The following is a 14,054-nucleotide window of genomic DNA, read 5'->3' as shown; positions in this document are numbered from 1 at the left end:
AACAAAGCACAACCAAACTGAATTGGGCAAATGACTTGGTGTCCCCCGTCAGAAGCCCAAGTAAGCTGTCAGCATAACAGTAATATTAAAGTGGTATATTCTCCTAGTTAGGAGAAGCCAAATCCCGGAGCGGAAAAACAAGATTATGCTGGGTTTACTGCTAGTGATGTCCACCTTAGTTTTCTACTTTTTTAACTCTGAACGATAACATCAACTTGATCACCAAAGAGTTTGCATAACCTGGTCCCCTTTGACCAGGTTTTTGCATTTTTAGTATTTATAAATTCCTGCTTGGCTGAGACAAGGAAGCTTTGTTTCCCTTGTCCTGCTTATGACCAAACGTACCAGACTCATAGAGAAACAGTATTAGTCAGTGTTACAAAGAAAGGAACCCGCATTGTAGTGCGGGCTTTTCTTGTTTTATATCATGTCCGATTAATAATTTATGATATATAGCTTAAGCATTGGGTATTGGTTTTTCCCATTACCCTTCGGGTTCGCTACTTTGCCATCTCGGCATAAGCCAAGACGGCAAGTAGTCTCACCAATTACCCATTACCAATTACCGAATACCCTGTTGAGACAATTGAATGGACAATCATATTTTCTTCAAAAAAATAGCTGCATTTACTCTTGTAGCTGCACTTTCATTTTCTTGTGAGGGAGGTATTACTAGGAAATCAGAACACACGCAAGCAACTGCTCAACAGAAGTCAGAACAAAATCTTGTTTATGGTGAATTAACTGTCAAAGAGCAATCAGACTATTTGATGATTCCTGTTGGTCTAAAAGATAAAAATCAAGATAGATTATATTCCTATGAAAATCGATATAATTATTACTACAATAACATCATCTTTTATGGGAAAAAAGATGGGAAAATTAATATTTTATTAAATAAAAAAGCAATTATTAATGGCTTTGATTTATTGGAAGAGAAAAAAGCGGGTAAATCATCTTCCAGGTATTGGTTATATCAAATAATTGATAGCGATACTAACGGTGATCAAAAACTCGATACTCAAGATGCCAAAATAGGGTACTTATCTGATTTATCCGGTAATAATCTCCAGCAAATTACACCAAATAATAGCCAAATATTGAACTGGACGCTTGTACAAAGCGCAGGCGCAATTTTTATTAAAATTCTTAAAGATTCTGATAATGATCAGAAATTTACAGAAAAAGATGAGACTAATTTTATTAGAGTTAATCTAGATAAACCTGTTATAGGTTCTGAAATTATTAGTGATGAAATAGAGCAAAAAATTAAGTCTTTGTTGGTGAAATAAATACTTGTTCTCAATTTATCATTTGACGTAAGGAAAACCAACTGCTCCTGATGATGTTGGGTCTCGTAAACTCGACCCAACCTACAAAATCTAACTAACTACTAACTACCGAAAAGACCCATTCGCGCAGTAAGGAATTGACCTGTTCTGGTACTTCATCGTGAGGACAATGCCCTGCGCGTAGGAAGTATTCTGTCAATTGAGGATAGTATTGGCGGAATTTTTGCGAACGTTCTCTAGCGTTAATCCAAGGATCTGCTTCTCCCCACAATAGTAGTAAATGACAAGTTAATTGCTTGAGTAACATATCCACTTTTTCACCTTGGGGAGTTCTAAACACCGAGGAAAATACATCGAAAGCACCTTGATCATAAGCAGGGCGAGAAATTTCTTCTATTAGTTGCTCTGTAATTGCGCTTTTGTCAAGATAAACCTTTTCTAGAGTTTGACGAATGACACTTTTTTGTCGGACGTATTGAAATAATAGAAACTGGGCAAAAGGTTGTTGAAAAATCCATTTGGCAACATCACCTAAGAGTTTCTGCAAATTATCTGGCTGTTGTGGTGGTTCGATTTGAGTTTGCAGTGCTTCTGGTTCAGCTGTATGCTCATTCTCATTAAACGGCCCAGCGCTGTTTAGTAATACTAAACCCGCTACTGCATCAGAACGTTGGGCTGCAACACACAAGCTAGCATAACCACCTAGAGAATTACCTACTAGTACTGCTTTTTGACCTATGACCTCAGTGATAAAGTAATAGAGTTGGTCTCGCCACAAATCACCGCCATACTCCAATTTTGGCTTAGCTGAACGTCCAAATCCCAAAAGGTCTATAGCCCAAACTTCAAAATCGTGACGCAGTTGGGCGATGTTTTTGCGCCAGTGGTCAGTAGAAGCACCAAATCCATGCACTAACAGTAAAGGTGGATGTTGGAGTTGCGATTTTCCTGCTTGTACATAGTAAATGTTATGCCCTCGCCACTGCCAATATTTGCCAGGAATAGGGGTTGTAGAGAAGGCTGTTGTTGCCTGCATGATTCCAAAGAAATGTTAAGTACCCTCTAATAATTGTAGGCTTTAATTAATTGTTGATTGTTGATAGTTGCTGGCTATTTGGAACTAACTATCAACAAACAGCCAACAACATATAACTGACAAAGGACAAAACATTGATTACAGGGAACACTAAACTGCTAGGAGTTATCGGCTATCCAATAGAACATTCACTATCGCCAGTTATGCATAATGCAGCGATCGCGCAATTGGGAATAGATTATGTCTACCTGCCCTTTCCAATTAAACCAGAAGATTTACACACAGCTATTCAGGGTTTTGCAGCTATTGGTGTTGTGGGCTTTAGCGTCACAATTCCTCATAAACAGGCAATCTTACGATTTTTGTCAGCCGTAGAACCTATTGCTCAAGCCGTAGGAGCAGTCAATACAGTTATTAAGAAAAATAACTCTTGGATAGGTACAAACACGGATATAGAAGGATTTCTTGCTCCTTTACAAGCACATCAGCAAAATTGGAGTCACAAAATAGCAGTAATTTTAGGTAACGGTGGTGCTGCTAGGGCTGTAGTAGCAGGTTGTGCAAAGTTAGGATGTGCAGAAATTCACGTTGTGGGGCGAAATGTACAGCGATTGAGAGATTTTTCTCAAAGTTGGGAAAATTCACCACTACAAGTTAATCTCAATGTTCACAGATGGGATGAATTGCCCGAATTAATCCCGCAAGCAGATTTGCTAGTCAATACAACTCCTATTGGTATGTATCCCAAAATCGATGAATCGCCCTTGAGTGCAGCAGAAATGGCAAATCTATCATCGCAAGCGATCGCTTACGATTTAATTTATACTCCTAATCCAACGAAATTTTTACAACAGGCGCAACAAATAGGTGTAAGAGCGATCGATGGACTAGAAATGCTTGTCCAACAAGGTGCAGCAGCATTAAAAATTTGGTTACAACGGGAAAGTGTACCTGTAGATGTGATGCGTCAAGCTTTGCAAAAACATTTGGGATTGTGAGGGAATTGGGGAAGTGGGGAGATGGGGCGGTGGGGAGGGTGTGAGGGGTGTGAGGGGTGTGTAGACGCGGTAGCGGTGAGGGGGTCGCAGTCTTGGACGCCAGGTGCTTTATGCCGGGAGACCCGTCCACCGCACTGGCTCCGCTTTCCGTCACGATTGCGAACCCCCGTAGACGGGCGAAGCCCGGCTTCTCGAAGAGTACCCGGAGGGCTTCCCGTAAGGGTGGAGTAAGTATTAAACAACTACTAACAATTACCAATTACCAATTACCAATTACCAAAGATTTAACTGGTTTGGTGGAGAGTCTAAGTTATCCCAAGGAATGGGTGGGACTTTGACGCCGTTTTGTTCTAGTAATTTTTGGAAGTGACGAGCTGTGTTTGGCGATCGCTCTTCAAGGGAACAATGAACGGGCAATTTTAAGCAAAATCACCCCATCTCCTTACCTCCTCCACTCCAAATTTCCCTGCCGTTCACATTTAAAACTACGATCCTGCCAAGCTTTGATATCCACATCTGCCAACTTTGTCACTTGAGAACATTGCGGCTGAATAATCTGGCTTAATCCTGCCCACAATAAACTACGGGTCAGATCTAATCCAGTTTTCGCCCAATATTCACGATTACCAGGAATGCCTTGCTCGTGTACCACTTCTGTTTCTACCCAGATACCATGTGCGCCTAATAAAATCTGTGCTAGCCATTTTGCCCGTGGTAGGTGTGTGGGGGAGGTGATTAACATGACTTTATGCACATGCCAACGACGTAGAATCGGAATACTATAGTAGAAATTACTGAAAGTCGAGCTAGCGCACTTCTCCAGCCAAACATTTGCCATTGCAGCTACTTCTCTTTGAAAAATGAGCCAAATACAGACGTCTGGCGAACCTCCAGAAATTAAAACTCTGACTTGTGGGTATTGCTTGGTCAGTTTGGCGACGTACATTTCCCGGCGAATACTGCCACCAAGTACGAAAAAAGTGTCCACTGGCTTGGAGGATGCGGAGACTAAAGTTATAGTGGTAAACACTAGCCAAATGCTAAGGAGAAGACCCAAGCAAAATTTAATTTTTCGTAACACTCTCCACTTTTTCAACAAGGTATTTCTACGGGGAACATTATGAATACTCGTAACTTTACGGTTCATGACAACTTTATATAAAATTTAAATTACCTATATTTTTTAATCATTAAAATTGATGCATCTAGCAGTAATTGGTATTAGGTAATAATGAGTGCAATTATGACACTGATGAAAGTGTCATGCGAATGCAGTAAGCTGACTGAGCAAGTTGACTAGTGCGGGATAATTCCTTGATAGAAATTGCGATATTTTCAAGACAATTAAAAGGAAAACAGGATGAAGGGAGTATAGCCGAGCAAACTAATAACTTTCTAAAAAGCTTCTGATTGCTAAATTGTCAACCACACAACTATTCCAGCTTATATACATGAAACAATCTGCAAAACGTTACTCGCCACTGCAAGTAGCTTTAATTGGAGGAGCGATCGCTACCACAGCTACAGTATCTGCGTTCGGACTGGGTTGGTGTCGTTCTGTTCGTGCAGCTCTACAAGATAGCCCTAAACAGGTAGTTGACCAAGTATGGCAACTAGTAAATCGCGAATATGTAGATGGTTCTTTTAACCGCCAAAATTGGCTAACAATCAGACAAAGCCTATTGAGCAGAAACTATTCTTCTCGAGAAGAAGCTTACACCGCTATCCGGGAAGCGCTGCAAAAGCTGGAAGATCCATACACGCGCTTTATGGACCCTAAACAATTTGAAGCCCTAACCAACCAAACATCCGGAGAAGTCTCTGGAATTGGGATTCGGATGGAGGTGAATGAAAATAGCAAGCGGTTAGTTGTTGTAGAAGCCTTAGAAAATTCGCCAGCAATCAAAGCCGGTATCAAGCCTGGAGATGAAATTGTAGCTATTGATGGCAAACCCACCCGTCAGATGAAGATCGAAGACGCATCAAAGCTGATTCGTGGTCGAGCAGGTACAATGGTGACTTTGCGATTGGAAAGAGATGGACGCAGTGCTTTTGACCTCAAACTGACACGAGCTACGATCGAAGTTCCAACAGTACGTTATGCCCTCAAACAAGAAGGTCGCCGCCGGGTTGGCTATATTCGTTTACGGGAATTCAACGCCCATGCTGCCGATCAGATGCGACGGGCTATCCGTGATTTGAATGGCAAACAAGTTGATGGCTTTGTACTAGATTTACGCGGTAATCCTGGTGGTTTGTTGCAAGCCAGTATTGAAATTGCCCGGATGTGGATAGACAATGGCCCAATTGTCCGTACTGTAGACCGTAGAGGCGGTAGTGATGAGAGTAAAGCCAATCACACAGCCCTAACAAACCGTCCTTTAGTGGTACTGGTTGACAATAACTCAGCTAGCGCGAGTGAAATTCTCACAGGCGCACTTAAGGATAATAAACGAGCAATAGTAGTTGGTAGTCAAACCTTTGGCAAAGCCTTAGTCCAATCAGTACATGAACTAGGAGATGGTTCTGGTGTAGCAATTACCATTGCCCATTACTACACTCCAAAAGGTACAGATATTAACCATAAGGGAATAACACCAGATATTAAGTTAGACTTAACAGAAGAACAACAGCGGCAGTTAGCATCTAACCCTGATTTGTTAGGAACTAACAAAGATCCTCAGTATACCCGTGCTTTGAATATTCTTTCTAACAATCAGTTTGCCCAACCTTTGCAAAATCAAACTACTCAAAAAGCAAACAGCTTTGGTGCTGATAATTTACGACTTTAATACTCAGGTTTAGGATTTGGGAATACTAAAAATTAGGCAGTTGTTTGTTGTTTGTTGTTTGTTGATTATCAAAAGTATCAACAACTAACCACCAGCCAACAACTACTAGCTAGTTGTGAATCCCAAATCCTAAATAGTATGAATCACCAATCAACTAACACAACGACCACTGATGCTTTCTTGCCGAGGGTATCGGTGGTTATCCCTATTTATAACAGCGAAACAGATTTATCAGAATTAATTAATTGTCTATTTGCTCAAACTTACCCAAAAGAATGGGTAGAATATTTGCTAGTAGATAATAATAGTAGCGATCGCACTTTTGAAATCTTACAGCAAACTGCTAAAAATTCTCCTATATTAATCCGTCCTCTTAGTGAAAATCAAATTCAAAGTTCCTACGCTGCCCGTAATACAGGTATTCGCGCTGCTAATGGACAGATTATTGCTTTTACCGATGCTGATTGTCGTCCTCAGCCAGAGTGGCTTGAGTTATTAATTGCACCTTTTGTTAACAATGATGTGGCAATTGTTGCTGGTGAAATCACAGCACTACCCGGCAATAATTTACTAGAAAAATTTGCCGACCGCCAAGATACTTTATCGCAAAAGCACACCCTCAATCATCAGTTTTGTCCCTACGGTCAAACAGCAAATTTAGCGATTCGACGACAAGCATTAGAAAAAGCAGGTTTATTTCGTCCCTATCTGACAACTGGTGGTGATGCTGATATCTGTTGGCGAATTCAGCGAGAAAATATCGGACGCTTAGAATTTGCGACCAAGGCGATCGTACAACATCGCCACCGCACCACACTCAAAGAATTACAAAGCCAATGGCGGCGTTATGGACATTCAAATCGCTATTTACATGAATTGTATGGTGTGGAGTTAATGCGAGACATAACATTAAAAGAATGCACCTATCGATTAGCACGCTGGTTAATCAAAGAACTACCAAGAGATAGCATCAAGGCTTTAGCAGGTAAAATTCACCTCGTAGATTTATTAAATACTCCCATTGGTTTATTCACTGCTAGAGCGCGTACTGTCGGTCAAAGAGAAGCTAAATTACCAGAGGAAGCTAAAATCATTCAGATGCTATAAATATTTGAATTTTGAAGTTGTGAATAGTTAATAGTTGATTGCTAATTGCTAATTATTAATTTTAATTAGCTACCAACTCAAGTTTGACTGCGGAAAAGGTAATTGGTAATTGATTTTTGCCATTACCCTTCGGGTTCGCTACTTTGCCATCTCGGCATAAGCCAAGACGGCAAGTAGTCTCACCGATTACCCATTACCAGCCTACACGATCTAATCTCTCATCTAAATTTATATTCTTAAAAAACATTTCTCATCTCAAAGGTAATAAAGATTAAAGAAGTTAGATATATTTATAATTAAATTTAGGTTACACTCTCAGATACATCTACACTTCTATTTTTAGAATTTCATTAAAACTTCATATTTTAAATAATGTTATTTCCCTGCCAGCATTTATAAAAACGTTATAATTCTTAGCGATATTACTGTTATTTTCAGTACTTTGGATTTACTGGAGTTTTATAATGTTGTATTGGAAAGATGACGCTGGTTTACCAAATTTCTATAAAGGTTGGAATGTCTTTATAGGTGAAAAGCAAAACGACACAGCTGCTAAGCTTGATCAATCACTTCAGAAAGTGCTTGAGTGGTTGAAAGAGTATATGTCTGTAGATACTGTTACTTTCCTAATACCTGTTACAGATCAACAGAACCTGGATGTGTACGCCAGTATTGGACTTGAGGAAGAGATAGCAAAACATATCCGTATTCCCATTGGGCATGGTATAGCTGGTCGCATTGCCGCAAGTATGAAGCCAATGATATTAAATAACTTGTCAGAGGTCGAAATAGTTAGCCCAATTCTACGCCAAAAGGATTTGAAATCACTTGTTGGCATACCAATACCGCTTAAACAAGGCGTGGTCGGAGTACTGCACGTTGGCACTCTTACGCCTCATCAGTTTACTGAACGTGATGTGGAACAGCTACAACTAGCTGCACATCGTATCAGCACAATAATAGATACAGAGGTCTTAAATTGTGAGCAGAGCCAGTACAATTCGGAACTTGGTTACTTTAACAGTGTAAGTCAAGTTTTGACATTAAATATTTCTGCGTTGAAAGAACAAGTCTTGAGACTAGCTATTACTTCACTAGATTGGATAAATTCAGCTAGGCAGGAAGCAAGGAATATAATCTTCCTATATTTCAATACGATTCAGTTAAGGTTTTGAATCCTTGTAACAAAGGGTATAGGGGTATGGGATGTAAAGGAAATTAGACTCAGGTGCAACAGTTGTAATCATTCCTCCTACACCCTATTCTGATTGGCTTGCTCGTCCATCACTCTTTATGCATGATTACCAACAGCCTGTTAAATTGGAGATAAAGTCGAAGGAAGGAAACTGTAAATGTCAGCACAATTGTTACTGGTAGATGATGAACCGGGGCTGCGTGAAGCAGTAAAAGATTATTTACAGGAAAGTGGTTTCAACGTTCAGGTTGCCAGTAACGCTCGTGAGGGCTGGGAGTTGATGCAACAAAGTACACCTGATTTGGTAATCTCCGACATTATGATGCCTCAGGTAGATGGCTATCAATTTCTCAAGCAACTCCGTGAAGACCCCCGGTTTCAAGCATTACCAGTGATATTTTTAACCGCAAAAGGCATGACGACCGATCGCATCCAAGGTTATCAAGCCGGCGTAGATGCTTATCTGCCCAAGCCTTTCGATCCTGATGAGTTAGTGGCAATAATCGAAAATTTGCTAGCACGACGGACAAGCAAAACTCCAACTACAACTGAAGAAGGAGAGACACCTGATATTGCCGATTTGGCTAATCAAATCGCCCAAATCAAAGCACTGTTGACTCAAAGAAATGCGATCGCCCAATCTCCACCACCATTTACAATCGACTTAACTCCCCGTGAGCAAAGTGTTTTAAATTTGGTAGCAGAAGGCTTAATGAACAAAGAAATTGCTCGTCGCTTAGAAACCAGCGTCCGTAATGTTGAAAAATATGTCAGCCGTTTGTTTAGTAAAACTGGCACGAATAGCCGAACTGAGTTAGTTCGTTTTGCTCTTGAACATGGTTTGGCTAAGTGATGTAGAATGCGGCCGATGCAGGCCGAAATTTTTATCATTTACCCTTCGTTGTGTGATCTAAAATTTTACCAATTCACAAAATTCTTGATACAAATCCTCCACGCCACGTGCTTTATGCCGAGAACCCTAACTTTACAGAAGCCACTGGTGTGTCTACGGTAGTCGCTTATGGGGAAATCACCACCGCACTGGCTCCCCTTGTCTTTTTGCTGTCTAATCAACATAATCCAGAAGTCAGAATTCTGAGGTCAGGATTCTGATTTCTGTTATTTTTACGATTTGTATAGAATGTGATACCAATTTGAAAAATGATTGCAACAGATAGATTTACAGAATCTATACCCAGATAAAGATTTCCAATCCAAAATGGCATGAACCTCTCAATATTTATCAAGAGTGCTGGTTCTAGCAATACCCTGGAAATATAAAATCAAATTTAAAACCTGCCAGAAAGCAAGGTTCAAACACATTAGTAGGCACCCAGTCTGTATCCGTAGTGCAAAGGGTGAAGGCTACTGTAAAAGGGATAGTGTCTCTCCCCAGACGCCCAAAAAGAACCTTCTCAATAGAGTAAAAGTGTACTGAAGCTTGTAACTATTGGGATTGGGTTACACAAGCAGACTCATCAAAATAACAAATCAGCCAATGAGAAACTCAAAAAAGTCACCATTCCCTGCCCAATACAAGATATACCATTACTGGTAATTACTGTTCACAAGACTAAGCATTTTCAGTAGAGTTACGTAAACGCATTAATTGACGTCGCATTTGTGGTGATGCTTTCAGTTCGGAGATTTCCTGGGCTTTAACAGAAGCTTGCAGAGTCTCTAGAAACTCGTCAGATCCTTCAGTTAGTAAAGCATCTAATAACACCTGCAAAAGTTGGTCGCGATCGCCTAATAAACTTTTTTCCTCAATCAAACGAAATTTGAGATGGATTTCACATTCATAAACGCCTACTTCAATATTATTTATTTGGCGTGGTAATACTTTAGAGTTCATAGTTTTTAGGATTCCTTTATTTTTTGATGATAGAGGTGAGGGACTATATCTAGGCGCAAAAATTCTTTATATTTTTTTGAAATCCAAAATGTTTGAATCAATATTTTTCTTTCCTTAAACGAAATTTGCATTTCATTTTGCTTCTCCTGCTATTGTTTCTATCTCGACTCTTAATGTCAAGACTCAGATTTTGTAGCAAATACTGTGGTTGAACCAAGCCATAACTATTATTCAGTTTTTGAGATTGTATACAATAAAGTTTCTGTAAGAACTTGTTGTGGCTTTTTAAAGGTTTTTACATCAACTTTATCTCTTCGTCAATAACAGTTTGGGATTTTACTGATTTAGTCGTGGTTATACGTAAGTACAAACCCGGATTTTATTTTACATAATGAAAGCCTGTCGTTGTTAGGGAAAAATTTACGTAAAATTACTAGATGTAGGATTTTTCTTGTTGATGAATACGTACAAGTTATTAATAGGGAAACTCTTAATCGGTAACAATTTTTCTTTGTATAGACAATATAAACTGAGTGCAAATTATTCCAGCCAAGTATACTGTTTTAAAATGCCTTTCGCTGGACATGTACGAAAAACTTGACAGTGATGCATACCAAGGGGTTCCTCCTCACTAAATAATTTTCTTCTTTCCTAAAAAATAAAAACAATATATCCAAATCAATACAATCACTAAGGACTTGAACTGTTCTCATTGATTAAGTTGGGTGCCAATCCTATGAAAAAGCAGAGAGTAGAAAAATTTTGAGCTACACCAACGTCAAGATGTAACTACCCAACGCTAGAGTCCAAACTCCTACTAAATCATTAGACAGATGAGGGCTTCCATTGGTTAGGATCAGCATCTTCCACTCATTGTCTGTTTTTTAGCGCAGTAAACCCTCACCTCCCGTAGTCTTGTGCAAGTAGATGAATCTTTTGCCTAATAACAGGCCCAGATTTTTGGTTAGAGGGTTGTGGCGGCCATCTTAGCTAAAGATTCAAGGGGATTCAACTGTGAGTTGGGAGGATAAGGAATTGGGAATTGGAACAATGATCAATATCCTAATTAACTTTCCCTGTTACCTGTTGGCCGCTACTCACCGTTCGCCAATCAAGATTAAGATAGAAATATCCCTATTCTCAAAAGGCTAAGAACCTGATAGGTATTCGCTGATCGTGGCATCTTCGATAAATTGCTTGTATTCTAGTCAAACGAGAACTGCTATTACCTGAATCTGACACCGTTATGGACGATAACCCAATGCTGCTTAAGTCCACAACCCGGCATATCCGTATTTTTGCGGCAGAAATTGACCGGGATGGCGAACTAGTTCCCAGCAATCAGGTCTTAACGTTGGATGTTGACCCAGACAACGAATTTACCTGGAATGAAGATGCTCTGCAAAAGGTTTATCGCAAGTTTGATGAACTAGTAGAAGCATCTAGTGGTGCAGACCTGACTGATTACAATTTACGCCGCATCGGGTCAGACCTAGAGCATTTTCTGCGATCGCTCCTGCACAAAGGCGAAATCAGTTACAATCTCTCTGCTCGCGTCAACAATTACAGCATGGGACTTCCCCAAGTTGCACCTGACGCTCAGGATAGTTACGGGTTAATGAAGTCATAAGTGAAGAGTTAAGAGTTATGAATTATAAAATTTTTACTCCTAACTCCTGTACAAGCAAAGCATTAGGGTATATATCTTGGCATTAAACCACCGATAAATCGTTACCCAATGCTTTACCGCTACTTTCTCAAACAACTGGCTGCTTGGCTATTGCCACAGCCTCTTGTTATTTTACTGTTTACGCTGTTGTCTCCAATTCAAGCAGCAGAACTAGTTGGGCGTGCTGTCTTGAGTGCGGATACATTTGCTGCTGGTTCGACAACAGCTCAATTTAAAAAGACAAATCGTACGACTCCTTTTGTTCATGCCCAACCTGTACAGGGTTTTTCCGGTGTTGTTAAAGGACCAAAAGCAGGCACTTATCTAGTCATTTCAGATAATGGTTTTGGTAGTAAGGGCAATTCGCCTGATTATAGATTACGTATTTATGCGATCGAACCTGATTTTACTACAGGTAAAGTTTTTCCTGTGAATCTACAAAGCGGAGAAAGACTATCTTGGTTTAATCGTCAAAGCTTTTTGGAACTAAATGATAAAAATCGTAAAGTTAACTTTCCTATTGTTGCAGAAAAATCATTTTATCCAGGTAGCACTATCTCTGTTAGCCAAGAAATCAGAACAAATCGTTTATTAACAGGGGGAGATTTTGATATAGAATCTTTCCGCCGCTTGAGTGATGGTAGCTACTGGTTGGGAGACGAATTTGGCCCTTTTTTACTGCATGTAGGACAAAATGGCGAACTACTAGATGCTCCTATTCCTTTACCCAACTTTTTAGGTATTGGTAAGTTAAATTTTGTAAAATCTCCTGACCACCCAGATTTAATGAATTTACCTGATGAGCAAGCAAGAATTGACGCTGCAAATCTGGGTGGTTCTAGAGGTTTTGAAGGGTTGGCGCTTAACAGTAGTGGAACCAAACTTTATGCTTTGTTAGAAGGAGCTTTAAAGCATGACTCTTTAAAGCAGCGCTTGTTAATTCATGAATTTGACTTAGCGACCAAACAATACACAGGTCAAATTTTCTTTTATCAGCTAGAACACCAAAGCCATGCAATTGGTGAACTTACAGCAATTAATGATCATGAATATATTGTGATAGAACGTGATCACAAGCAAGGAGATCCTCACAATTCCGCCTTTAAATATCCTGCTCAATTCAAGCGTATTTATAAAATAAATATTAAACAAATTGATGCTCAGGGTTTTGTAGATAAAGAATTATTAGTAGATTTATTAAATATCTCAGATCCCAATCGCATAGGAGGCAGTAGCACCAAGGCAGGCAGCTTCACATTTCCATTCGTGACTATAGAAAGCGTATTGCCTGTAGATAAAACAACCCTGCTTGTAATCAACGATAATAACTATGCTGATAGTTTTGGTCGCACTCCTAGACAAGTTGACAATACCGAATTTATTCTCCTGCGCTTAGAAAAACCTTTAAATTTATTTAATGTTGAATAGTCATTAACTATTTAATTTGCAAATTAAAATTAAGATTTTTAATGAGACATGTAATCTCATTCATATTATTTTATTAACAAACTTAATGTCATGCGTAAACTCAAAAATCAATAAATATTGCTGTATAACCACCGACTGCAACCAAATTAGCTTTTCTGATTCATCAAATTGCAGTTGTCCTAAAGTTTCTTGGGCATTTTTGAAGATGATGTAAAGCTGTTTTTTCCTGAGATTTACTCCAAAACAATGTGTGCTGTCACTTCGATATGAGCATCCATCAGAACAGGAGCATCTACAGCAACTTCTTTGGATTTATCCTCAATGGTTTGTGATTCTTCTGAAATTACATCGCCTGACATAGCAGTGCGGTGAATTTTTTTTTCATTATGATCTTTAACTACACTTTAACTGAGTAAATATGTTAAATTTGCTTTTAACGTGCTAGGCAGAAGTAATAAACTTAATGTTTTGGCTATAGCAAATTGCTAACAGCAAGTAAAGACAAGCTATTAGCTATGTTCTTTCAGTTTGTTTATTGATGCCGGACTACCTATAAACTAAAAGAAAGACTAGTATTATCTCCTCTTTCTTCTGGGGTAATTAGTCTCAACCAGTAGTTGTAGCTGTGAAGGCGTTATATTTGGATGACAAGTAGTCAGTTTATTCTCTCCGGTGACGGAGC

The 14,054-nt window shown here is 39.4% G+C and carries 12 protein-coding genes and 1 pseudogene; 8 read left to right on the top strand and 5 right to left on the bottom strand.

What is annotated here, in order from left to right:
- Positions 1-590: 590 nt before the first annotated feature.
- Positions 591-1,292, top strand: coding sequence for a hypothetical protein (locus NIES592_RS16650; RefSeq protein WP_062244886.1), 702 nt, complete (start codon positions 591-593; stop codon positions 1,290-1,292).
- A 94-nt stretch (positions 1,293-1,386) separates the two neighbouring features.
- On the opposite strand, the gene NIES592_RS16645 is transcribed toward NIES592_RS16650, so the two are convergent.
- Positions 1,387-2,328: an alpha/beta fold hydrolase gene (locus tag NIES592_RS16645; RefSeq protein WP_073556333.1), complete on the bottom strand. Its 942-nt coding sequence runs from the start codon at positions 2,326-2,328 to the stop codon at positions 1,387-1,389.
- A 134-nt stretch (positions 2,329-2,462) separates the two neighbouring features.
- Here NIES592_RS16645 and NIES592_RS16640 point away from each other — a divergent pair, with 134 nt between their 5' ends.
- Complete coding sequence (locus NIES592_RS16640; protein WP_178379568.1) at positions 2,463-3,326, top strand: shikimate dehydrogenase; 864 nt, start codon at positions 2,463-2,465, stop codon at positions 3,324-3,326.
- Between the two features lie 273 nt (positions 3,327-3,599).
- Here the strand turns inward: NIES592_RS16640 and NIES592_RS24625 are convergent.
- Together NIES592_RS24625 and NIES592_RS16635 are read right to left on the bottom strand one after the other, a co-directional pair.
- Positions 3,600-3,737, bottom strand: a pseudogene (locus NIES592_RS24625) (DUF72 domain-containing protein); the annotation flags it as partial.
- 31 nt (positions 3,738-3,768) lie between these two features.
- Positions 3,769-4,473 (bottom strand): YdcF family protein, encoded by a 705-nt coding sequence (locus NIES592_RS16635; protein WP_073556331.1) that lies wholly within the window; start codon positions 4,471-4,473, stop codon positions 3,769-3,771.
- A 304-nt stretch (positions 4,474-4,777) separates the two neighbouring features.
- Between NIES592_RS16635 and ctpB the strand changes: the two genes are divergently transcribed.
- The 4 genes from ctpB to NIES592_RS16615 all read left to right on the top strand — a co-directional run bounded on the left by ctpB (position 4,778) and on the right by NIES592_RS16615 (position 9,273).
- The gene (ctpB, locus tag NIES592_RS16630) at positions 4,778-6,118 is read left to right on the top strand and encodes a carboxyl-terminal processing protease CtpB (protein ID WP_073556330.1); all 1,341 of its coding nucleotides are present in this window, start codon (positions 4,778-4,780) and stop codon (positions 6,116-6,118) included.
- Positions 6,119-6,256: 138 nt separating this feature from the next.
- Positions 6,257-7,225 carry a glycosyltransferase gene (locus NIES592_RS16625; RefSeq protein ID WP_062250453.1) on the top strand — a complete coding sequence of 323 codons (969 nt, stop codon included), beginning with the start codon at positions 6,257-6,259 and terminating at the stop codon, positions 7,223-7,225.
- 464 nt (positions 7,226-7,689) lie between these two features.
- The gene (locus NIES592_RS16620; RefSeq protein ID WP_062244903.1) at positions 7,690-8,400 is read left to right on the top strand and encodes a GAF domain-containing protein; all 711 of its coding nucleotides are present in this window, start codon (positions 7,690-7,692) and stop codon (positions 8,398-8,400) included.
- Positions 8,401-8,577: 177 nt separating this feature from the next.
- Positions 8,578-9,273 (top strand): response regulator transcription factor, encoded by a 696-nt coding sequence (locus NIES592_RS16615; protein ID WP_009458589.1) that lies wholly within the window; start codon positions 8,578-8,580, stop codon positions 9,271-9,273.
- A 720-nt stretch (positions 9,274-9,993) separates the two neighbouring features.
- Here the strand turns inward: NIES592_RS16615 and NIES592_RS16610 are convergent.
- Positions 9,994-10,275, bottom strand: a complete 282-nt coding sequence (locus tag NIES592_RS16610) for an Npun_R1517 family heterocyst differentiation transcriptional regulator (protein ID WP_009458549.1) — start codon at positions 10,273-10,275, stop codon at positions 9,994-9,996.
- 1,246 nt (positions 10,276-11,521) lie between these two features.
- Here NIES592_RS16610 and NIES592_RS16605 point away from each other — a divergent pair.
- Both NIES592_RS16605 and NIES592_RS16600 read left to right on the top strand, forming a co-directional pair.
- On the top strand, positions 11,522-11,905 hold the full coding sequence (locus NIES592_RS16605) for an NAD(P)H-quinone oxidoreductase subunit M (protein ID WP_062244906.1): 384 nt from the start codon (positions 11,522-11,524) through the stop codon (positions 11,903-11,905).
- Between the two features lie 108 nt (positions 11,906-12,013).
- A complete protein-coding gene (locus NIES592_RS16600; protein ID WP_073556329.1) occupies positions 12,014-13,372 on the top strand; it encodes an esterase-like activity of phytase family protein in 1,359 nt (452 codons plus the stop codon).
- A 233-nt stretch (positions 13,373-13,605) separates the two neighbouring features.
- On the opposite strand, the gene NIES592_RS25960 is transcribed toward NIES592_RS16600, so the two are convergent.
- A complete protein-coding gene (locus tag NIES592_RS25960; protein WP_256678157.1) occupies positions 13,606-13,731 on the bottom strand; it encodes a hypothetical protein in 126 nt (41 codons plus the stop codon).
- Between the last annotated feature and the right edge of the window lie 323 nt (positions 13,732-14,054).

It is taken from the genome of Fischerella major NIES-592, from assembly GCF_001904645.1.
Lineage (GTDB): Bacteria > Cyanobacteriota > Cyanobacteriia > Cyanobacteriales > Nostocaceae > Fischerella > Fischerella thermalis.
This window is presented reverse-complemented; position numbering and strand designations above follow the sequence as displayed.

Bases quoted from the DNA above. Each gene is read 5' to 3' on its own strand.
- NIES592_RS16605 (WP_062244906.1), top strand. From the start codon at position 11,522: ATGGACGATAACCCAATGCTGCTTAAGTCCACAACCCGGCATATCCGT.
- NIES592_RS16615 (WP_009458589.1), top strand. From the start codon at position 8,578: ATGTCAGCACAATTGTTACTGGTAGATGATGAACCGGGGCTGCGTGAA.
- NIES592_RS16645 (WP_073556333.1), bottom strand. From the start codon at position 2,328: ATGCAGGCAACAACAGCCTTCTCTACAACCCCTATTCCTGGCAAATAT.
- NIES592_RS25960 (WP_256678157.1), bottom strand. From the start codon at position 13,731: ATGTCAGGCGATGTAATTTCAGAAGAATCACAAACCATTGAGGATAAA.
- NIES592_RS16635 (WP_073556331.1), bottom strand. From the start codon at position 4,473: ATGAACCGTAAAGTTACGAGTATTCATAATGTTCCCCGTAGAAATACC.
- NIES592_RS16625 (WP_062250453.1), top strand. From the start codon at position 6,257: ATGAATCACCAATCAACTAACACAACGACCACTGATGCTTTCTTGCCG.
- NIES592_RS16600 (WP_073556329.1), top strand. From the start codon at position 12,014: ATGCTTTACCGCTACTTTCTCAAACAACTGGCTGCTTGGCTATTGCCA.
- NIES592_RS16610 (WP_009458549.1), bottom strand. From the start codon at position 10,275: ATGAACTCTAAAGTATTACCACGCCAAATAAATAATATTGAAGTAGGC.
- NIES592_RS16650 (WP_062244886.1), top strand. From the start codon at position 591: ATGGACAATCATATTTTCTTCAAAAAAATAGCTGCATTTACTCTTGTA.
- ctpB (WP_073556330.1), top strand. From the start codon at position 4,778: ATGAAACAATCTGCAAAACGTTACTCGCCACTGCAAGTAGCTTTAATT.
- NIES592_RS16620 (WP_062244903.1), top strand. From the start codon at position 7,690: ATGTTGTATTGGAAAGATGACGCTGGTTTACCAAATTTCTATAAAGGT.